The sequence below is a fragment of the Streptomyces sp. JK94 genome (assembly GCF_053613315.1).
Genome location: NZ_JBSICH010000003.1, coordinates 123847 through 144028 on the forward strand (window position 1 = coordinate 123847; position 20182 = coordinate 144028).

Below are 20182 nucleotides of genomic sequence, written 5' to 3' on the forward strand. Positions count from 1 at the left end.
ACAACCAATCATCCCATGATTCTATGATGGGCCCCATGGCTAGTGACGAAACCCGTACGGGGAAGCGGTTGAGAACCCCGGAATCCACGGCCCCCGGCGGGACGGCGAGGCGCGATGCCCGCGTACCCGGCGAGGCGCCCCGAACGCCCGGTACCCGCGCGTGGACGACGTGGACGACCCGCCTGCTCCTCGTCGGCATCGTCCTGGCCGCGCTCAACCTGCGCCCCGCCATCACCAGCCTCGGCGCACTCCTGGAGGAGGTCCGCGACGGGCTCGGCATGAGCGGCAGCGTGGCCGGGCTGCTCACCTCCGTGCCCCCGCTCTGCTTCGCCGTCTTCGGGATCACCGCACCGCGGCTGGCCCGCCGCTTCGGACCCGGCGCGGTGGTCTGCGCGGGCATGGTCGCCATCACCGCCGGCCTGCTGATACGCCCGTACGCAGGCGGCACCGCGGGCTTCGTGGCCGGCACCGCCCTCACGCTGATGGGCATCGCGGTCAGCAACGTCCTGATGCCGGTCATCGTCAAACGCTTCTTCCCCGACCGGGTCGGCTCCGTGACCGGCCTGTACTCGATGGCCCTCGCCTTCGGCACCTCGATCGCCGCCGCGGCGACCGTGCCCGTGACCAGCGCGCTGGGCGGCGACTGGCAGCCCGGTCTCGCGGTGTGGGCCGTGCTGGGGGCGGCGGCCGTCCTGCCGTGGCTCCCGTTCGTGCGGCTCCGGGAGGCACCGTCCGCGCCGCGGAGCGCGTCCGGCGCCCGCGACGGGACCGGCGAGGGCACGACCGGGCCCGCGGCCGCGCGTGCGGACCGGCCGGCGGAGCAGCCCGCCGAGCAGCCCCCCTTGCGGATCACCCGCAGCCGTACGGCCTGGGCGCTCGCCGTCTTCTTCGGCCTCCAGGCCACCGCCGCCTACATCACGATGGGCTGGATGCCGCAGATCTTCCGGGACGCCGGCGTCTCCGCGGGCACCGCCGGGCTGCTGCTCGCCGTCATCATGATGATGGGCGTGCCGCTCGCCTTCGTCATCCCCCGCGTGGCCACGCGGCTGCCCCGCCAGGGCCCCATCGTGCTCGTCCTGGGCGTGTGCGGACTCGCCGGATACGCCGGGCTGTACTTCGCCCCGGCCGGCGGCGCCTGGGTCTGGGCCCTGCTGCTCGGCATCTCCAACTGCGCCTTCCCGCTCGCGCTGACCATGGTCGGGATGCGGGCCAGGACGGGCGCGGGCGTCGGCCAGCTGTCCGCCTTCGCCCAGAGCACCGGCTACCTGATCTCCATCCCGGGCCCGCTGCTGGTGGGCGTCCTCTACCAGCACAGCGGCGGCTGGGGCCTGCCGATCGCGCTGATGAGCGCCCTGATGGTGCCGCAGATCGTGATGGGCGTCCTGGCGGGGCGCGACCGCACGGTGGAGGAGGAGGCGGCCCGGTGAGGCCGTGACCGGTTGAGGCCGTCACCGGGTGAGGCCCCGGCCACCGGTCCGGCGACGCGGCTCACCGGGACGCCCGGCTCCGGGCCGGCGGCCAGGTGCGCCGGTGCACGGGCTGCACCCCTGGGCCCGGCTCCGGGCCAGGTGCGCCGCTTCGCGGGCTGCACCCCTGGGTGCCGGCCCGGGGGCCCGTTCCCCGGCCGTCGACCCGCCCGCGGGTCCGGAGTCCTGTCCCCCGCGCCACTGTCTCCGCCCGATGGTCCGGTGGTCTGGTGGCCCGGCCGCTGTCCCTGCCCGATGGTTCGGTGGTCCCGCGCCCCGGCCCGCCCGCCCCGGCGCGGGGGGCGGATGCGAGACTTGCCGTATGCCAGTCCTCGACCCGAACCCCCAGAACGGCCAGAAGAAGATGCTGGTCGTCTTCGGAGCCTTTCTCGCGATCTTCGTGATCATCGGCATCATCGCGACGATCGCCTCGCCGTGACCCCGGCCCCGCCCGCCCGATGGTGGGGTTAACCCCCGTATCCCCTAGGGGGCAGGGGTCAGGGTCAAGTGGGTGGACTTCCGGATGGGCCGGGGCCCGCGGCTTCCGTAGGTTCGAGATGTGCCCGCGGCAGGCGGGCGCGGAGCCCGGACCAGGGACGCTCGAAGACCAGCGGAGGCACTCATGGCGGTCCCCACCCACACCCGGCCGCCCCGGGGCGGCGTCGACATCCGGTTGCCCTGGTGGGCCCTGGCGCTGCCCGTGCTCGCCTTCGTGGTGCTGCTCTCGCTGATACTCAATCCCGTGGACGCCCACGCGGCCGCCGCCGGGGAGCCCGTCACCGCCCACCTCCTCGAGCGTCTGCGGGAGCTGACCGCACGCTGACCGCGGGCCCGCGCCCCGGACGTGTGCCCGCCCGCGGATCCGCATGTCAACTCCCAGCGCCCCGTGGCCTGTTTCATGCGAAGCTGGAGGGCATGAGCGTCGAAGAACCCCGCAGGATCGTCCTCTTCCGGCATGCGAAAGCCGACTGGCCACAGGTGACCGATCACGAGCGGCCGCTCGCCGATCGGGGACGCAAGGACGCCGCAGAGGCCGGACGCCGGCTGGCGGACACCGGCATCCCCTTCGACCAGGCCCTGTGCTCCACCTCCACCCGGACGCGCGAGACCTGGAAGCTCGCCGTCCAGGAGTTCCCGCAGCGGCCGAAAACCGTCTACGAGGAACGGGTTTACGAGGCCTCGCCCGGCGAGCTGATCGCCGTGCTCAACGAGACCCCCGACGACCTGCGGAACGTACTGGTGATCGGCCACAACCCGGGCATGGAGGGGCTGGCCGAGGTCCTGGTCGGCTCGGCCGAGGGCGACGTGCGTGAGCGGATGGGGCACCGTGGCTTCCCGACCGCCGCCTTCGCCGTCCTGACCTTCACGGGCTCCTGGAAGGACGTGGAGCCGGGGGTCGCCTCCCTGGCGGAGTACTGGGCGCCGACCGACTGATCCGACCCCGTCCGGCCCCGTCCCGCCCCCGTACGAGGGCCCTGTCCGGCACGCGTGCGGGCCGGGCCCTCCTCGCTGTCGGGACCTCGCCCCGCGTCAGTTCCGGTCGAGCGGCCGGCCGAGGTGCTCGCCGGGACCCTCGGCCAGCGTGTCCGCCGCCTCGACCTCCTCGCGGGTGATGCCCAGCAGGTACAGGACCGTGTCCAGGAAGGGCACGTTCACCGCGGTGTGCGCCGCCTCGCGGACCACCGGCTTGGCGTTGAAGGCGACGCCGAGGCCGGCCGCGTTCAGCATGTCCAGGTCGTTGGCACCGTCACCGATCGCCACGGTCTGCGACAGCGGCACGCCCGCCTCGGCGGCGAACCGGCGCAGCAGCCGCGCCTTGCCCGCCCGGTCCACGATCTCGCCGGTGACCCGGCCGGTCAGCCTGCCGTCGACGATCTCCAGTGTGTTGGCCTGCGCGAAGTCCAGCCCGAGCTGCTCCTTGAGAGCGTCGGTGACCTGGGTGAAGCCGCCGGAGACGACCCCCACCTGGTAGCCGAGCCGCTTGAGCGTGCGGATCAGGGTCCGGGCACCCGGCGTCAGCCGCACCTCGCCGCGCACCTTCTCCACCACCGAGGCGTCCAGCCCCGCGAGGAGAGCCACCCGTGCGTGCAGCGACTGCTCGAAGTCCAGCTCACCGCGCATCGCGGCCGCGGTCACCCCGGCGACCTCGTCCTCGCACCCGGCGTGCGCGGCGAACAGCTCGATGACCTCGTCCTGGATCAGCGTGGAGTCCACGTCCATCACGACCAGGCGCTGCGCCCGCCGGTGCAGCCCCGCCGAGACGACGGCGACGTCCACCCCCAGAGCGGCGGCCTCGGTGGCCAGCGCGGTGCGCAGCGGCTCGGTCTCCACACCGGACACCGCGAACTCCACGGCGGTCACCGGATACTTGGCCAGCCGGAAGATGCGGTCGATGTTGCTGCCGGACTCGGTGATCCGGGCCGCTATGGCGGCCGTCGCCTCAGCGGTGAGCGGGTGGCCGAGCACCGTGACCAGGGACCGGCCGAGACCGCGCGGCCGGTTGTCGCCGATGCCGGAGATGATCTCCGCCTGCAGTTTCAGCGACTCCGCCCAGCTGTGGACGGTCGCCCGCAGACCCCCCTCGTGTCCCTCGGGCGGCTCGGTCACCAGCGCGCACAGCACGATCCGGCCACGGGTGACGACCTGCTCGATGTCGACCACGTCGACGGAGTAGGCGGCGAGGGTGTCGAACAGGCCGGCCGTGATGCCCGGTCGGTCCTTGCCGAAGATCTTGACGAGAAGCGTGGGAACGTCAGAGGTCTGCGTAGCGCTCATGGTGCTACAACCGTATCCGGCACCCGGTGCCACCCGCCCCCGAGGTCCGCCTGACGGACACGAGGCAGGATGCGGGCACGGGCCGCCCGTGCCCCGTTACCGGCTGTTCACCGACCACCCCCCGGGGCGTCGGGGCGGAACCGGAGGCGGAGGGGTGACGGAGAAGGTCCCTCGCCCCAGCGGAACCGCGCACGTTCCCCCGGGTGCCCCTCGGACCGTAGGGGCCGCCGAGGCGCTCTCCACGACGGGGCTCGGTGACGTGGGGGTCGTCGTGGCCAGTGGAACAGCGCACCGACCAGGCCGACACCCAGTGGCGTGATCTCGATGGCGATGTCCGCCTCCGCCCCTTTCAGCCCGACAACGGACACCTCCCCGGACGGCGTCACCGAACCACCCGCCCCGAGGTCCACCACCGCCGCGGTCATCGGCCCCGGGGAGCCCGCGGCGTCCGCATCCAGCGCACGCAGTCCGAGGGCCGCCGTCCCCGCCATCCCGATCGACGCCCAGCTCACGGCCGCGATCGCCGGCAGCAGGGCGTCCCCGCAGGGCACCCTCGTGCCGTGCCCCTCGGCTCCGGAATTCGTGGACGCGTGCATGGGCGGCCCCCCCGGCCCGCGGCACAGTTGCCGCGCTTGTCCCTGTCGCCTGGATTTACCGGTCTCCGGGCAGGTTTCAACCCGGTCGGCGGGAACGGGCCGTGGGCGCCTGCGCAGTCTTCACCAGGCCCGACTTTCGGTCAGGGGGCCGAGCCTGAAATAGTTCCCCCCGATGTTCGACATCCCTAGACTCCCCGCGACGGGGGCAATTCGGGGGACAACTCAGTGGGGCATGGAGTGCCGGAACTCGTACTGGAATCTAATGGACGGACCTGGACGCTCGATCCGTCCCGGTCATACGCGCTCGGGCGCGATCCGCAGGGGGAGCTTGTCTTCGAGGACGCCAGGGTCTCCTGGCGGCACGCCACGATCACCTTCGACGGCCGCGGTTGGGTCGTCGAGGACCACGGCAGCACCAACGGCACGTTCGTGCGGGGGCAGCGGATCCAGCGGATGGAGCTCGGCGCCGGCTCGGTGCTGAACCTGGGCAACGCGACCGACGGGCCGCGCGTGAGCCTGACCGGCGCCCAGGCCGCCGTCGGCACGCCGCACACACAGCCACACGCACAGTCGCAGGCGCAGCCGCAACAGCCGTACGCCGCGCAGGGCGCGGGAGCCGGCTGGGTCCAGCAGGCTCCCGTGCGGGAGCCGCAGCAGCAGGTGCCGCAGCACCAGGCCCCGCCGCACGCGCAGCCGCAGGCCGGCTGGCAGCAGGCGCATCAGCCGCAGCAGCCGCAGCAGGGCGCGCCGCACTTCCCCCAGCAGCACGGGCCCGGTGGCGCCGCGGGGGCGCCGCCGGTCCACGGCGACCGCAGCCCGACCACGTTCCACCAGTTCTCGCTCGGTCGCGTGATGCGCATCGGCCGTGCCCTGGAGAACGAGCTGGTCGTCTCCGACCTGCAGGTCTCCCGCAACCACGCGGAGTTCCACGCGACGCCCGACGGGCGCATGGAGATCCGCGACCTGGGCTCGCACAACGGCACGTACGTCAACGGTCAGCCGATCGCCAAGGGCGGCTCCCAGCTGCTCGGCCCGACCGACGTCGTGGGCGTCGGCCACTCGACGTTCCGGATCGTCGGGGACCGGCTCGAGGAGTTCGTCGACACCGGTGAGGTCTCCTTCTCCGCCCGGCACCTGACCGTCACGGTCGACGGCGGCAAGCAGATCCTCAAGGACGTCTCCTTCGGCGTACCCGAGAAGTCGCTGATCGCGGTCATCGGCCCGTCCGGCTCCGGCAAGTCGACCCTGCTCAAGGCGCTCACCGGATACCGGCCCGCCGACCAGGGCGAGGTCCTCTACGACAACCGCGACCTGTACAAGCAGTTCGCCGAGCTGCGTCAGCGCATCGGTCTGGTCCCGCAGGACGACATCCTGCACAAGGAGCTGACCGTCAAGAAGGCCCTCAAGTACGCGGCGAAACTCCGCTTCCCGGCCGACACGACGGCCGCCGAGCGCGACGCCCGTATCGACGAGGTGCTGCGCGAGCTCAAGCTGGACGTCCACCGGGACAAGAAGGTCACCTCCCTGTCCGGCGGCCAGCGCAAGCGGGTCTCCGTCGCCCTGGAGCTGCTCACCAAGCCCTCGCTGATCTTCCTGGACGAGCCGACCTCCGGTCTCGACCCGGGCATGGACCGCGACGTCATGCAGCTGCTGCGCGGGCTGGCCGACGACGGCCGCACGGTCCTCGTCGTCACCCACTCGGTGGCCGAGCTGGCGATCTGCGACAAGCTCCTGGTGATGGCGCCGGGCGGCTCGGTGGCCTACTTCGGCCCGCCGGAGGAGGCGCTGAACTTCTTCGGCTACGACACCTGGGCCGACGTCTTCTCCGCCTTCGAGAACTACCGCGACTACGACTGGGCGGGCCGCTGGAAGGGCTCGCAGCACTACCAGATGTACGCCGCGGACATCGACGCCGTCGCACCGCAGGCCGTGCGGGTGCCCGCCATGCAGGCGATGAAGCCGCCGAAGCCGCAGGGCTGGATGTCGCAGTTCGTCACGCTGGTGCGGCGCTACGTCTCGGTGATCGTCTCCGACAAGGGCTTCCTCGCCCTGATGGTGATCCTGCCGGCCGTACTCGGTGCGGTGAGCCTGCTGATCGACGCCGACAAGGGCCTGCTGCCCAATCCGGCCAACCCGCAGACCGGCCGGATCGTTCCCAACGGCACCGCCACCACGGTCCTGCTGATCCTCGCGGTGGGCGCCTGCTTCGCCGGCGCCGCGAACTCGGTCCGCGAGCTGATCAAGGAACGGGTCATCTACGAGCGGGAACGCGCGACCGGTCTGTCGCGGTCCGCGTACCTGATGTCCAAGGTGTTCGTGCTCGGCGTGATCACCGTGCTGCAGGGCCTGCTGGTCGGCGTCATCGGCTTCGCCACCCGGGAGATCCCGGAGGAGGGGCTGGTCCTGGGCGGGCTGACGCTCGTCGAGCTGTCCCTGCCGATCATGGCGCTGGGCTTCGCCTCGATGATGTTCGGCCTGGTCATCTCTTCGCTGGTGAAGACCGCCGAGAAGACGATGCCGCTGCTGGTCATGTTCGCGATCATCCAGGTCGTCTTCACCGGCTGCCTCTTCGCCCTGAACAGCGCGGTCGGCGTCAACCAGTTCTCGTACCTGATGCCGTCGCGCTGGGCGGTCGCCGCGGCCGGCGCCACGCTGGACTTCAACCGGATCAGCCCCCCGGAGCAGGGTGCCGAGACGGACCCGCTGTGGGAGCACTCCGTCGGTGCCTGGGCCATGGACATGACCGCGCTGATCGCCCTCGGCGTGATCTGCGGCTTCTTCGTGGCGCGTTTCCTGCGCCGCCACGAGCCCGAGGTCATGCGCAAGTAGGCCGGCCCGTACGCCCCGAAGGGCGGCACCCCGTCAGGAGGGTGCCGCCCTTCGGCGTTCCGTCTCGTCCGAGCCGGCGTGCAGAGGTCCGCGCCGACCTCAGTACGCGCTGTCGACGTTGTCCATCGTGCCGTACTTGTCCGCGGCGTAGTTGCAGGCGGCGGCGATGTTGGCGACCGGGTCGTAGATGTCCCAGGACGTGCCGGGCACGTGGTAGGCCTTGAACGTCGGCGGGATGACCTGCAGCAGGCCCTTCGACGGGATGCCGTTGATGGCGTTGATGTCCCAGTCGTTGATGGCCCTCGGGTTGCCGGAGGACTCCCGGATGATGTTGCGGTGGATGCCCTCGTAGCTGCCCGGGATGTCGTGCTTGGCCAGGATGTCCCGGGCCTCGCGGATCCAGCCGTCGAGGTTGTTCGCGTAGCTCTTCTTCGCGACCTGCTTGACCTCGGCGCGCTCGGCGGACCGGCTCGCGGCCTCCTCGGCGGCACGCGTCTTCGCGGCCTTCTCGGCGGCGGCCTTCTTCTTCGCGGCGGCCTGGGCGGACGCCTCCTTCTTCGCCTCGATGGAGGCGACCTTCTGGCCGGCACCGGCGAGCTGACCGGTGATGCCGGCGTGCACGTCCTGGATCTGCTGCGTGCTGTACGCCACCTTGGCCGTGGGAGCGGCCTCGCTCGTGGTCGTCTGTCCGCTGGCCGGGACCGCGGTGAGCGCGACGGCGGCGGCGCCGAGCGTGCCGACACCGGCGATCGCGAGCTTGTGGGTGCGGTTCAGGGGGCGACTGCGACCACGGGTGAAGATGTTCTTGGGCATGGCGGGACAGACCTCTTCGAATAGCGCGGAGGTCGCTCTCGTCCGGTGGGGACAGGGATGCTTCCGGCACAAACGCCGCGGGGCGACAACCCGCGGTGCTGAGCGACGAGAGCAATTCTTAGCGACCGCAAAATTCGGAGGCAAAGGTGTGACGTACGATCCCGGGTAGTGGATCAGGGAAGGGCGAAACAGGGCAGAGTGGACTGTCTGCCCGCTCAAAACGGGCGAGTCGCTCTCCTATGCCCCTTCGTACGTGATCTGCGCCCTATGCGCGGGCTCACATCCACCCCCCGCCGTACTCACTTCTGGTTGCTGGAGCAATGCAGTGCGTGAGGCCTTTCCGTGACCCTCCTACGGCAGGAGGAGATGGACGTCGCCGAACTCGTGCCACAGGTAGCGCCCGTCCGCCGCGGCCTCGTAACCCCGGTGGATCGCCACCCGCCCCGCCACCGCCTCCAGCATCAGCAGGTGCGAGGCCGCGGGGTCGTGCAGCCCGGTCAGCAGCCCGTCCACCACCCGAACCCCGCGCTCCGCAGTCACGACCAGATCGGTCCACCCGGCCCGGGCCCGTACGATCCCGTCGGCGCCGGCCGCCGACTCCACCGCCCGCACGGCCGTCGTCCCCACCGCCACGACCCGCCCGCCGCCCGCCCTGGCGGCGTTGACCAGCCGGGCCGACGGCTCCGGCACCGAGAAGCGTTCCGGATACGGCGGCTCGTGCGCCTCGGCCGACGCCACCCCCGTGTGCAGCGTGACCGGCGCGAACTGCACCCCCCGGCTCACCAGCTCCGCCACCAGCCGCGCCGTGAAGGGCCGCGCCGCGCTCGGCATCTCCGCACTGCCCGCCCCGTCCCCGGACGGCAACGCGAACACCGTCTGGTAAGCGGACAACGGCTGATCCCGCTCCGTGTAGGCGTAGCGAATGGCCCGCCCGTGCTCCCGCAGCACGTCGGGCACCTCGGCCCCCGACACCCGCGCCCACCACAGCCGCTCCCCGCGCGTGCTCAACGGCTCCTCCAGCGCCAGGCGCGCGCCCCCCGGCAGGCGCACCTCCGTCCCCCTCGGGGCGCCCGTCCTCCCGCCACCACCCGCGGAGGGAAGGGCCCGGCGTCCCATCCCTCCCGCACGCGCGCGCGTGGTCCCCCTCCCATCGGGGTCCCGCAGTTCCACCGCCCACCGGCCGTCGTCCCCGCGCGTGGAGAAGTGCACCACCACGCGCGCGTGCCCGGCGTACCCGTCGACGGCGGCGGCCAGCGTCGCGGACGTGTTGACGACGAGCAGGTCCCCGGCCCGCAGCAGCCCCGGCGGCTCCCGGAACACGTGGTGCGACACCGCGGTGCCCCGCGACACCAGCAGCCGTACGTCGTCCCGGTCCAGCCCCGGACCCCGCTGCTCGGCGGGCACCCGGGCCGACAGCTCCTCCGGGACCCGCGCGAGGGTCATCGTCCTCCCTCCAGCAGCGCCGGAGCCCCGTAGCGCCCGCCGGCCGGCCGCTCGTCCAGCAGGCGCAGGAGCGCCGGGACGACACTCACCGGATCGGGCCGCGGATCGTCGTCGTCCGGCACGGCCGCCGCGTACAGGTCGGTGGCCATGTCCCCGGGATCGACCGCCCACACCCGCAGCCCCGGCTCCTCGGCGCCCAACACCGCCGCCATCTGGTCCAGGGCCGCCTTGGACGCCCCGTAGCCGCCCCACGTCTCGTACGCCTCCGCCGCGGCGTCCGAGCTGATCGTCAGCACCGCACCCGCCGGGGCCGCCCGCAGCAACGGCAGCGCCTCCTGGACCAGGCCCAGCGCGGCCACGACGTTCACCTCCAGGGCCCGGCGCAACCCGTCCAGCGGCAGCTCCTCCAGCCGGACCAGCGGCTCCGCACCCAGCGCGCTCGCATTGCTGACCAGCAGATCCACCCCGCCCAGCCGCCAGGCAGCCGCGACCAGCCCGGCCCGGTGCCCGGCGTCGGTGACGTCCCCGGGCAGCGCCCTCACACGCGTGCCGTACGCCTCCAGCACCGCCGCGGTCCTCTCCAGCACCTCCGGCGTCCTTCCGTCCAGCACGAGGTCCCAGCCCCGCGCCGCCAGGGCCTCGGCGAGCGCCCGGCCCAGTCCCTTCGACGCCCCCGTGATGACCGCAACCGGCATGACACCCGTCCCCTCGTCGTCCACGCCTCCCGATTGGTACGGCGTGCTCCTCAACGTAGGAACCGGGCCGCCCCGGCCGCCTCGGGCACGGGCCGCAACCGTGCGGGCCCTTCGCCCTAGGACCGGCGGGCGGGACCTCCGGCCTAGGTCCACCGCCCCAGGCGACGGCGGTCACAGGTCCGATCCCGGTGTCAGAGCCCGCCGGTACCGTGAGGACATGAGTCACGGCCCCCGGTCCGGCCTCGCCGCGGTGAGCTCCGCGCTGTTGGCCATGAGCAGGCACCTCGAGGTGCGCGACGTCCTCAAGACGATCGTCGCCTCGGCCCGCGAGCTGCTCGACGCGCAGTACGCGGCACTCGGCGTCCCCGACGACCACGGCGGCTTCGCCCAGTTCGTCGTCGACGGCGTCAGTGACGAGCAGTGGAAGGCCATCGGCCCCCTGCCCCGCCAGCACGGCATCCTCGCCTCGATGCTGCACGAGGCCCGGCCCGAGCGCCTCGGCGACGTCCGCAAGGACCCCCGCTTCGAGGGCTGGCCCTCCGCCCACCCCGACCTGGTCGACTTCCTGGGACTGCCGATCCGCGACGGCGACGAGGTCATCGGCGCCCTCTTCCTCGCCAACAAGAACTGCCCGAAGCCCGACGGCGGCTGCGGCTTCACCCCGGACGACGAGGAACTGCTGGCCATCCTCGCCCAGCACGCCGCGATCGCCCTCACCAACGCCCGCCTGTACGAACGCAGCCGGGAGCTGACCATCGCCGAGGAACGCTCCCGCCTCGCCCACGAGCTGCACGACGCGGTCAGCCAGAAGCTCTTCTCGCTGCGCCTCACGGCCCAGGCCGCCGCCACCCTGGTCGACCGCGACCCCGCGCGGGCCAAGGGCGAGCTGCACCAGGTCGCCGCACTCGCCGCGGAAGCCGCCGACGAGCTGCGCGCCGCCGTCGTCGAGCTGCGCCCCGCGGCCCTGGACGAGGACGGCCTCGTCGCCACCCTCCGCACCCACGCACAGGTCCTCGACCGCGCCCACAGCGCGCGCGTGACGTTCACCGGCCACGGGGTCAAGGCCCTGCCGGCCGCCCAGGAGGAGGCGCTGCTGCGCGTCGCCCAGGAAGCGCTGCACAACGCCCTGCGCCACTCCGCGGCGGAACACGTCGACGTGACCCTGCACCGGCGGGACACCGCGACCGTGCTGCGCGTCACCGACGACGGCAGCGGCTTCGAGCCGCGCACGGTCCGCCGTGCCGGACGCCACCTGGGCCTGGTCTCCATGCGGGACCGGGCGAACGGCACCGGGGGCAGGCTGACCGTGGAATCGGCGCCCGGCGAGGGCACCACGATCGAGATGGAGGTCCCAGGTGGCTGACGCAATCAAGGTGCTGCTCGTCGACGACCACCAGGTGGTCCGCAGAGGCCTGCGCACCTTCCTGGAGGTGCAGGACGACATCGAGGTGGTGGGCGAGGCCGCCGACGGCGCCGAGGGGGTCGACCGCGCCGAGGAACTGAGACCCGACGTGATCCTCATGGACGTCAAGATGCCGGGCATGGACGGCGTCGAGGCGCTGCGCAGACTGCGCGAGCTGGACCACCACGCGCGCGTGCTGATCGTCACCAGCTTCACCGAGCAGCGCACCGTGGTCCCGGCGCTGCGCGCGGGAGCGGCCGGTTACGTCTACAAGGACGTCGACCCGGACGCGCTGGCCGGCGCCATCCGCTCCGTCCACGCCGGCCACATCCTGCTCCAGTCCGAGGTCGCGGGCGCCCTGCTCTCGCAGGAGGAGGGCACCCCCGGCCAGGGCCGGGCGGGCTCCCTCACCGAGCGGGAGCGGGAGGTGCTGGGCCTGATAGCGGACGGCCGCTCCAACCGGGAGATCGCCCGTGCGCTGGTGCTCTCCGAGAAGACCGTGAAGACCCACGTGTCGAACATCCTGATGAAACTCGACCTCGCCGACCGCACCCAGGCCGCGCTGTGGGCCGTGCGTCACGGTGTGGCCGGCTGACCCGTACGCGCGTACGCCGCTCCAGCCCGGAGGGTTCCCCTCCGGTCAGAGATTCATACCGTCGTGGGAATGTCCCCCACATGGCGCATCCCCGGCGCGGCCCGGCCGTTCTCCAGTGCGTACCGCGGCGACCGCCGCGGCGACCGCAAGGAGGGCTCGTAAGTGAAGAACCTGAAGAAGGCAGCGGCCGTGACGATGATGGCCGGCGGGCTGATCGCCGCCGGTGCGGGCATGGCCTCCGCCACCGACGGCGCCGCCGCCCACGGCGAGGCCATCGGCTCCCCGGGCGTCGCCTCCGGCAACGTCGTCCAGGCGCCGATCCACATCCCGGTCAACGCCGTCGGCAACAGCGTCAACGTCATCGGCGTCCTGAACCCGGCCTTCGGCAACCTCGGCGTCAACCACTGACCCAGGTCGTCCGACCGGCACAGCCCCCCGGCCTCCCGGCCCCACTCGGGAGGCCGGTCGTGTTCCCCGGCCGGGTCGCGTGCCGCCCCGGCTGTGCGCCCACGTGCCCGCAGCGGGTGAGGAGCCCGGAAGAGGCCCAGGGCGGGGCGGGCGAGTCGGGCGGGCGGCGAGGGGCCCGGCCCCGCTCGATCGCAGCCGAACGTGGCAACGGCCTCCGCGAGGAGTGCCGGGCCGGGCGTCCGACCCCGGGCACGGCACCGACGCCGCTCACCGCACCGAGGACGTCACCGCACACCCACGTGCCACCGGGGGACGCTCACCGAGCGCCCGAGCGCCCACGTGCCACCGGGGAACGTCACCGCGCCCCCGCCTCCCGCTCCTCCACGACGGAGTTGTACGCCGCCACCTGGGCCCGCCGAGCCGTCCGCTCCACCGGCCGCAGCGCCTCCCAGCGCGCCGCCATCTCGGACGCGCTCACCGCACCCCCGTGCCCGTTCTCACACGCCAGCGACACCAACGCCCCCACACGCTGCGCCAGCTCCAGCACCCGTACCGCACGCGGCGGATACCCCGGCGCCAGCACCTCCCGCCCCCGCTCGGCCCGGGCCCGGTACGCCGCCACGGCCGCCTCCGCCACCGGCCCCGACCCGGCCACGTCCAGCCGCGTCAGCACCTCCGTCGCATCGCGCAGCGCCTCCGCCAGCTCCCGCTCCGCCTCCCCGAGCGAGGGCACGTCCGCAGGCGGCGCCTCCCGCACCGGCAGGCAGTGCCACACGACCTCGACGTGCACGTCACCCTCGGGCCCGGCCTCGTACACCTCCGGGACCAGCCCGAGCGCGGCACCGTGGCAGACCACCGCCTCCTCGGCCTCCAGCGCCCGCGCGTTGAAGTCCGGCGGTCCGCTCAGCCCCAGCGGATGCCCCGGCGCGGGCAGCGCTATCCGCAGCCCGGTCGCCCCGAGCGTCCGCAGCCGCCCCAGCGCCAGCGTGAGGCCGACCGCGGCCGGCTCACCCGGCAGCCCCTCCACCCGGTGCACCGCGTCGTCACCGACGATCGCGATCACGGCGTCGTCCGGCGAGACCAGGTGGGCAATAAGGGCATTTCCCCAGGCGGCAAGGCGCCCTGCGCGTGGTTCCGAGAGCATCCCCCCACCCTAAGGACCGGACCGATGGAACGGTGAAGCCGACCGGTGGCGTAGATTTCCTGGAGGGCCTGCGCCCACCGGCGCGGCGGCCCGAGCCCACAGGCGTACGCGACAGCCGGAACCGGCCACACTGCAAGGGGAGACAACGCGCTCATGAGCGATGTTCTGGAGCTTCAGGACGTATCCGTGGTCCGCGAGGGCCGGGCTCTGGTGGACCAGGTCTCCTGGTCGGTGAAGGAGGGGGAGCGCTGGGTCATCCTGGGCCCGAACGGCGCCGGCAAGACCACCCTCCTCAATGTCGCGTCCAGCTACCTCTACCCCAGCGCCGGCACCGCGACCATCCTCGGCGAGACCCTCGGCAGGCCCGGGACGGACGTCTTCGAACTGCGCCCCCGCATCGGCATGGCCGGCATCGCGATGGCCGACAAGCTGCCCAGGCGGCAGACCGTCCTGCAGACCGTGCTGACCGCCGCCTACGGCATGACCGCCGGCTGGCAGGAGGAGTACGAGGACGTCGACGAGCAGCGCGCCCGCGCCTTCCTCGACCGCCTCGGCATGACCGAGTTCCTGGACCGGAGGTTCGGCACCCTCTCCGAGGGCGAGCGCAAGCGCACCCTCATCGCCCGCGCCCTGATGACCGACCCCGAACTGCTGCTCCTGGACGAGCCGGCCGCCGGCCTCGACCTCGGTGGCCGCGAGGACCTGGTCCGCCGCCTCGGCCGCCTTGCCCGCGACCCGATCGCCCCCTCGATGATCATGGTCACCCACCATGTCGAGGAGATCGCCCCGGGCTTCACCCACGTCCTGATGATCCGTCAGGGCAAGGTCATGGCCGCGGGCCCGCTGGAGCTCGAACTCACCTCGCGCAACCTCTCCCTGTGCTTCGGGCTCCCGCTCGTCGTCGAGCAGGTCGGCGACCGCTGGACCGCGCAGGGACTCCCCCTGTCCTGAGCCGCCCCCTGTGCGCCCTGTCCCGGCACGCCCCGCGCACCTACCATGGCCGTGTGAACGACATCGACGCATGGGTGTGGTGGCTCGTCGCCGCGGCAGCGCTCGGGATCCCGCTCGTCATGACCGCGATGCCGGAGTTCGGGATGCTCGCCGTGGGCGCGGTCGCCGCCGCCGTCGCCTCCGGGCTCGGCGCCGGCCTCGTCGTCCAGGTACTGGTCTTCGTCGCCGTCTCGGTCGCCCTGATCGCCGTCGTACGGCCCATCGCCGCCCGGCACCGCGCCCAACGGCCCCAACACGCCACGGGGGTCGACGCCCTGAGGGGCAGACAGGCCGTCGTGCTGGAGCGGGTCGACGGCTCCGGCGGCCGGATCAAGCTCGCCGGAGAGGTCTGGTCGGCGCGCGCGCTCGACGCCGGACGCGCCTACGAGACGGGTGAGGAAGTGGACGTCGTGGACATCGAGGGGGCGACGGCGATCGTCATGTGACCTCACCGGACACAAGTGGACCGAACAGCCCCCGAGGTACGCGACGGTCTGTCAGACTCGACCAGCAAGATCCTCAGCAGCCGTAGGATCAGCCGTAGTCAGGGCCAGTAACCAGGGCCGATAGGATCTGCCCGAGCGCCGCGGCGGAGAAGGGGACGGACAACCACGATGGAACCGGTCATCATCGTCTTGATCATCCTGGTGGTGTTGGTCTTCATCGCCCTGATCAAGACCATCCAGGTCATCCCACAGGCCAGCGCCGCCATCGTCGAGCGCTTCGGCCGGTACACGCGGACACTGAACGCGGGCCTCAACATCGTGGTCCCGTTCATCGACACCATCCGCAACCGCATCGACCTGCGCGAACAGGTCGTGCCTTTCCCACCGCAGCCGGTCATCACCCAGGACAACCTGGTCGTCAACATCGACACCGTCATCTACTACCAGGTGACCGACGCCCGCGCCGCGACCTACGAGGTCGCCAGCTACATCCAGGCCATCGAGCAGCTCACCGTCACCACGCTCCGCAACATCATCGGCGGCATGGACCTGGAACGCACCCTGACCTCCCGCGAGGAGATCAACGCGGCCCTGCGCGGCGTCCTCGACGAAGCGACCGGCAAGTGGGGCATCCGCGTCAACCGCGTCGAGCTGAAGGCCATCGAACCGCCCACCTCCATCCAGGACTCGATGGAGAAGCAGATGCGCGCCGACCGCGACAAGCGCGCCGCGATCCTCCAGGCCGAGGGTGTCCGGCAGTCCGAGATCCTGCGCGCCGAGGGTGAGAAGCAGTCCCAGATCCTGCGCGCCGAGGGTGAGGCCAAGGCCGCCGCCCTGCGCGCCGAGGGTGAGGCCCAGGCCGTCCGTACGGTCTTCGAGGCCATCCACGCCGGCGACCCGGACCAGAAGCTGCTCTCCTACCAGTACCTCCAGATGCTTCCGAAGATCGCCGAGGGCGACGCCAACAAGCTCTGGATCGTCCCCAGCGAGATCGGCGACGCCCTCAAGGGCCTGTCGGGCGCCATGGGCAACTTCGGCGGCATGGGCGGCGGTTCCGGGAGCGGCAACGGCGGCGCGAGCGTCCCGGCCCAGGAACGCCGCGAGAAGCCGTCCATCGACTAGCCGATTCCCGTGCCCCGGGAGGGGCGCGGGAGCCTGCGCGACGAGCCACGACGCACCCGCTGTCGGCGGCGCACATCCGCCGCCGACGGCGCAGACCTCACGCGGCGTCCAGCACCAGCCAGTCCGGCAGCGCCTCGAAGTCGTCCCGGGCCAGCGCCAGCAGCATCGCATCGGCGGGCGTCGGCTCGAACGGCTCCCGCAGCAACGGCATGCCCGCCTGCTCCGGCGTCCGGTTCGCCTTGCGGTGATTGTCCTCCGCGCACGAGGCCACCGTGTTCAGCCAGGAGTCCTGTCCGCCGTGCGACCGCGGCACCACGTGGTCGACGGTCGTCGCCCGCCGGCCGCAGTACGCGCACCGGTGCCGGTCCCGGACCAGGACGCCCCGCCTGGACCACGGAGCACGTCTTCGGAAGGGCACCCGTACGTAGTGGCACAGCCTGATCACCCGGGGCGCCGGTATGTCGAGCGCGGCTCCGCGCATCCGCAGGGAGGGGTGGGCCTGTTCGACGACGGCCTTGTCCTGGAGCACCAGAACGACGGCTCGATTCAGCGTCACCGTCGACAGCGGCTCGAAGCTCGCGTTCAGCACCAGCGTGTCCCGCATACCAGCCCACCTCCCATGCGCACCGGCCCACCCCCTGGCAGGCTGGGATCAACTCTGGCCGGGCACGCCGGGAGGGACAACGCAATATCTGCTGCTCCGACGGGGGACGTTCCCCCCCAAAACCCCCCGGCAACAAAAATGCCCGCCCCTGATCCATTCCAAGACCGGAGGCGGGCAAACGTTCCGTGAACGCTCGGGACACTCAGTCCTCGGCGGGCACCTCGTACTCGCCGACGAGCTGGGCGCGCGCGATCGTGTGGAAGCGCAGGTTGAATCCGACGAACGCGGGAGTGGCCTCCGCGTCCGGACCCAGCTTCTCCTGGTCCACGGCGTACACCGTGAAGACGTAGCGGTGCGGCCCGTCCCCGGCCGGCGGTGCGGCGCCGCCGAAGTCCTTGCTGCCGTAGTCGTTGCGCGCCTGCACGGCACCCTCCGGCAGACCCTCGAACCCGCCGCTGCCCGCACCCGCCGGCAGCTCGGTCACCGAGGCCGGGATGTCGAACACCACCCAGTGCCAGAACCCGCTCCCGGTCGGGGCGTCCGGGTCGTAGCACGTCACGGCGAAGCTCTTGGTCCCGGCCGGGAAGCCCTCCCACCGCAGCTGCGGCGAGGTGTTGCCGGCCGACTGGACCTGAGCGTCCTTGAGCGTCGCCCCCTCCTGGACGTCCTCACTCGTGACCGTGAAAGACGGCACGGGCGGGTGGAAGTCATGGGGAAGCGGACGCCGCTTGAGCTCGGTCACCTCGGTACCTCCTGATCGTTCGGTGCAATGGTGTCCGAGCCTAGAACCCTCAGAACCAGTTGCGCTTGCTGCCGACCTCGGACAGCCACTGGTTGAGGTACGCCGTCCAGTCGGTCCCCTGGTAGTCGTTCATCCCCACCGTGAAGGAACGGAACGTGTCACTGCCCTCGCTGAACAGCCCCGGCTTCTTGTCCATCTCCAGCACGACGTCCATCGCCTGCGCGTCGGCGACGAAACTCAGCTCGACCTGGTTCAGCCCCCGGTACTGCTGCGGCGGGAAGAACTCGATCTCCTGGTAGAAGGGCAGCTTCTGCCGCGTTCCGCGGATGTGGCCGCGCTCCATGTCCGCGCTCTTGAAGCGGAAACCCAGCCCGATGAAGGCGTCCAGGATCGCCTTCTGCGCCGGCAGCGGGTGCACGCTGATCGGGTCCAGATCGCCGGAGTCCACGGCGCGCGCGATCTCCAGCTCCGTGGTGACCCCGATGTCCATGCCGCGCAAGGCCTGCCCGTCGATCATCGTGACCGGCGTCTCCCACGGGATCTCGAGCCCGAACTGGACCGCGTGCACCGCGTTCGCCTTCAGCTCGAAGGCGCCGCCGAGCCGGTTCTTCGCGAACTCGATGTCCTGCTTGTACTCCTGGTCGCCGCTCTCCACCTCGACCTTGGCCTGGAGACCCACCGACAGAGCCTCGATCTGCTGGTCGACGGACCCGCCCTGGATCCGTACCTCGCCCTGGACGACACCGCCCGGAACGACGTTGACCTCGCTCAGTACGGTCTCGACCGAAGCCCCGCCGGCTCCCAGGCTCGCGAGCAGCTTCTTGAACGCCATGTCTCTCCCTCTGCAGGCTGTGCGTATAAACCTCTGACCCCTACAAACGCGATCCGACCGTGGCCGGTTCCGCGCCCCGCACCTGCGTTACGCTCGGACGGCATGATCGCGAGCCCCGACCGTACGCCCCTGCCCAGTGAATTCTTCGACCGGCCCATCCTCGACGTGGCCCCCGACCTTCTCGGCCGCCTCCTCGTGCGGAACACCCCGGACGGCCCGATCGCCCTCCGCCTGACGGAGGTCGAGGCCTACGACGGTCAGAACGATCCCGGATCCCACGCCTACCGGGGCCGCACACCCCGCAACGACGTGATGTTCGGTCCGCCGGGACACGTGTACGTCTACTTCACCTACGGCATGTGGTTCTGCATGAACCTGGTGTGCGGACCCGAGGGCAGGGCGAGCGCGGTCCTGCTCCGCGCCGGCGAGATCGTCGAGGGCGCCGAGCTGGCCCGTACCCGCCGGCTCACCGCCCGCAACGACAGGGAACTGGCCAAGGGCCCCGCTCGCCTGGCCACCGCCCTGGACGTCGACCGCACCCTGAACGGCACGGACGCGTGCACGGCGGAGGACACGCCCCTGCGCATCCTGACCGGCAGCCCCGCGCCCCGTGACCGGGTGCGCAACGGCCCCCGTACCGGAGTGGCCGGCGAGGGTGGCGTCCACCCCTGGCGGTACTGGGTGGCCGACGACCCGACGGTGAGCCCGTACCGGGCCCACGTGCCCAGGCGACGCCGGAGTTGACTCCCCCTCGGAGGGCGCGTAAGGTAGCCCGAGCCGCTTGACCCGGGTAAGGCATCGCCTGCAACCGGAAGCGGCCACCCACTACCTGCGATTTCCCTCATTGAGGGCGACTTCGGCGTGCCTGCATGCCTGAATTCGAACTCACGGGACTCGATTATGAGTCCCCGGAGGAATCCGCTAACGTAGTGAATGTCGAAAGGGCGACGGGTGAAAGCCGGTCGACCAGGGCAAATCCTGCCGACAGGGAATCGGATCGAAAAGGATCTGATAGAGTCGGAAACGCAAGACCGAAGGGAAGCGCCCGGAGGAAAGCCTGAGAGAGTCTCTCGGGTGAGTACAAAGGAAGCGTCCGTTCCTTGAGAACTCAACAGCGTGCCAAAAGTCAACGCCAGATATGTTGATACCCCGACCTGATCGGATCTCTGATCGGGTTGAGGTTCCTTTGAAAAAATACAGCGAGGACGCTGTGAACGGTCGGATCATTCCTCCGACTGTTCCGCTCCCGTGATGTAAAGCATTCACGGAGAGTTTGATCC

20 protein-coding genes and 1 pseudogene are annotated in these 20182 nt (G+C 71.6%); 12 read left to right on the forward strand and 9 right to left on the reverse strand.

Going from position 1 to position 20182, the window contains the following annotated elements:
• Positions 1 to 23 precede the first annotated feature (23 nt).
• The 4 genes from ACVV2G_RS03680 to ACVV2G_RS03695 all read left to right on the forward strand — a co-directional run bounded on the left by ACVV2G_RS03680 (position 24) and on the right by ACVV2G_RS03695 (position 2900).
• Complete coding sequence (locus ACVV2G_RS03680; protein ID WP_453841107.1) at positions 24 to 1427, forward strand: CynX/NimT family MFS transporter; 1404 nt, start codon at positions 24 to 26, stop codon at positions 1425 to 1427.
• Positions 1428 to 1788: 361 nt separating this feature from the next.
• Positions 1789 to 1905 carry an SGM_5486 family transporter-associated protein gene (locus ACVV2G_RS03685; RefSeq protein WP_453841108.1) on the forward strand — a complete coding sequence of 39 codons (117 nt, stop codon included), beginning with the start codon at positions 1789 to 1791 and terminating at the stop codon, positions 1903 to 1905.
• Between the two features lie 183 nt (positions 1906 to 2088).
• On the forward strand, positions 2089 to 2289 hold the full coding sequence (locus ACVV2G_RS03690; protein ID WP_453841109.1) for a hypothetical protein: 201 nt from the start codon (positions 2089 to 2091) through the stop codon (positions 2287 to 2289).
• 92 nt (positions 2290 to 2381) lie between these two features.
• On the forward strand, positions 2382 to 2900 hold the full coding sequence (locus tag ACVV2G_RS03695; protein ID WP_453841110.1) for a SixA phosphatase family protein: 519 nt from the start codon (positions 2382 to 2384) through the stop codon (positions 2898 to 2900).
• A gap of 96 nt (positions 2901 to 2996) precedes the next feature.
• Here the strand turns inward: ACVV2G_RS03695 and serB are convergent, their stop codons facing one another.
• Together serB and ACVV2G_RS03705 are read right to left on the reverse strand one after the other, a co-directional pair.
• Complete coding sequence (gene serB, locus ACVV2G_RS03700; protein ID WP_453841111.1) at positions 2997 to 4241, reverse strand: phosphoserine phosphatase SerB; 1245 nt, start codon at positions 4239 to 4241, stop codon at positions 2997 to 2999.
• 284 nt (positions 4242 to 4525) lie between these two features.
• Positions 4526 to 4837, reverse strand: a pseudogene (locus tag ACVV2G_RS03705) (streptophobe family protein); the annotation flags it as partial.
• A gap of 237 nt (positions 4838 to 5074) precedes the next feature.
• On the opposite strand from ACVV2G_RS03705, the gene ACVV2G_RS03710 reads away from it, so the two are divergent.
• Positions 5075 to 7666, forward strand: coding sequence for an ABC transporter ATP-binding protein/permease (locus tag ACVV2G_RS03710; RefSeq protein WP_453841112.1), 2592 nt, complete (start codon positions 5075 to 5077; stop codon positions 7664 to 7666).
• 99 nt (positions 7667 to 7765) lie between these two features.
• On the opposite strand, the gene ACVV2G_RS03715 is transcribed toward ACVV2G_RS03710, so the two are convergent.
• The 3 genes from ACVV2G_RS03715 to ACVV2G_RS03725 form a co-directional block, all read right to left on the reverse strand.
• On the reverse strand, positions 7766 to 8479 hold the full coding sequence (locus ACVV2G_RS03715) for a transglycosylase SLT domain-containing protein (RefSeq protein WP_453841113.1): 714 nt from the start codon (positions 8477 to 8479) through the stop codon (positions 7766 to 7768).
• A gap of 351 nt (positions 8480 to 8830) precedes the next feature.
• Complete coding sequence (locus tag ACVV2G_RS03720; protein WP_453841114.1) at positions 8831 to 9922, reverse strand: S-adenosylmethionine:tRNA ribosyltransferase-isomerase; 1092 nt, start codon at positions 9920 to 9922, stop codon at positions 8831 to 8833.
• Positions 9919 to 10617 carry an SDR family NAD(P)-dependent oxidoreductase gene (locus ACVV2G_RS03725; RefSeq protein WP_453841115.1) on the reverse strand — a complete coding sequence of 233 codons (699 nt, stop codon included), beginning with the start codon at positions 10615 to 10617 and terminating at the stop codon, positions 9919 to 9921. Before ACVV2G_RS03725 ends, ACVV2G_RS03720 begins: the two co-directional genes overlap by 4 nt.
• Before the next feature lie 217 nt (positions 10618 to 10834).
• On the opposite strand from ACVV2G_RS03725, the gene ACVV2G_RS03730 reads away from it, so the two are divergent.
• The 3 genes from ACVV2G_RS03730 to chpE all read left to right on the forward strand — a co-directional run bounded on the left by ACVV2G_RS03730 (position 10835) and on the right by chpE (position 13022).
• Entirely contained in the window at positions 10835 to 11980 is a 1146-nt protein-coding gene (locus tag ACVV2G_RS03730) for a GAF domain-containing sensor histidine kinase (RefSeq protein ID WP_453841116.1), read from the forward strand.
• Positions 11973 to 12614, forward strand: a complete 642-nt coding sequence (locus ACVV2G_RS03735; RefSeq protein WP_453841117.1) for a response regulator — start codon at positions 11973 to 11975, stop codon at positions 12612 to 12614. Before ACVV2G_RS03730 ends, ACVV2G_RS03735 begins: the two co-directional genes overlap by 8 nt.
• A 162-nt stretch (positions 12615 to 12776) precedes the next feature.
• Positions 12777 to 13022, forward strand: coding sequence for a chaplin ChpE (chpE, locus tag ACVV2G_RS03740; protein WP_453841118.1), 246 nt, complete (start codon positions 12777 to 12779; stop codon positions 13020 to 13022).
• A gap of 355 nt (positions 13023 to 13377) precedes the next feature.
• Here the strand turns inward: chpE and ACVV2G_RS03745 are convergent, their stop codons facing one another.
• Complete coding sequence (locus ACVV2G_RS03745; RefSeq protein WP_453841119.1) at positions 13378 to 14166, reverse strand: hypothetical protein; 789 nt, start codon at positions 14164 to 14166, stop codon at positions 13378 to 13380.
• A gap of 153 nt (positions 14167 to 14319) precedes the next feature.
• Here ACVV2G_RS03745 and ACVV2G_RS03750 point away from each other — a divergent pair, with 153 nt between their 5' ends.
• From ACVV2G_RS03750 to ACVV2G_RS03760, 3 genes are all read left to right on the forward strand, one after another.
• Positions 14320 to 15117, forward strand: coding sequence for an ABC transporter ATP-binding protein (locus ACVV2G_RS03750; protein ID WP_453841120.1), 798 nt, complete (start codon positions 14320 to 14322; stop codon positions 15115 to 15117).
• A 53-nt stretch (positions 15118 to 15170) separates the two neighbouring features.
• Positions 15171 to 15602 (forward strand): NfeD family protein, encoded by a 432-nt coding sequence (locus ACVV2G_RS03755; protein ID WP_453841121.1) that lies wholly within the window; start codon positions 15171 to 15173, stop codon positions 15600 to 15602.
• Between the two features lie 168 nt (positions 15603 to 15770).
• Positions 15771 to 16724 carry an SPFH domain-containing protein gene (locus ACVV2G_RS03760; protein ID WP_311572100.1) on the forward strand — a complete coding sequence of 318 codons (954 nt, stop codon included), beginning with the start codon at positions 15771 to 15773 and terminating at the stop codon, positions 16722 to 16724.
• 97 nt (positions 16725 to 16821) lie between these two features.
• On the opposite strand, the gene ACVV2G_RS03765 is transcribed toward ACVV2G_RS03760, so the two are convergent.
• From ACVV2G_RS03765 to ACVV2G_RS03775, 3 genes are all read right to left on the reverse strand, one after another.
• A complete protein-coding gene (locus tag ACVV2G_RS03765) occupies positions 16822 to 17328 on the reverse strand; it encodes an HNH endonuclease (protein WP_453841122.1) in 507 nt (168 codons plus the stop codon).
• A 202-nt stretch (positions 17329 to 17530) separates the two neighbouring features.
• Positions 17531 to 18070 carry a YbhB/YbcL family Raf kinase inhibitor-like protein gene (locus ACVV2G_RS03770; protein ID WP_453841123.1) on the reverse strand — a complete coding sequence of 180 codons (540 nt, stop codon included), beginning with the start codon at positions 18068 to 18070 and terminating at the stop codon, positions 17531 to 17533.
• 49 nt (positions 18071 to 18119) lie between these two features.
• On the reverse strand, positions 18120 to 18902 hold the full coding sequence (locus ACVV2G_RS03775; RefSeq protein ID WP_453841124.1) for a sporulation protein: 783 nt from the start codon (positions 18900 to 18902) through the stop codon (positions 18120 to 18122).
• 102 nt (positions 18903 to 19004) lie between these two features.
• Here ACVV2G_RS03775 and ACVV2G_RS03780 point away from each other — a divergent pair, with 102 nt between their 5' ends.
• The gene (locus ACVV2G_RS03780) at positions 19005 to 19646 is read left to right on the forward strand and encodes a DNA-3-methyladenine glycosylase (protein ID WP_453841125.1); all 642 of its coding nucleotides are present in this window, start codon (positions 19005 to 19007) and stop codon (positions 19644 to 19646) included.
• The last annotated feature ends 536 nt before the right edge of the window (positions 19647 to 20182 follow it).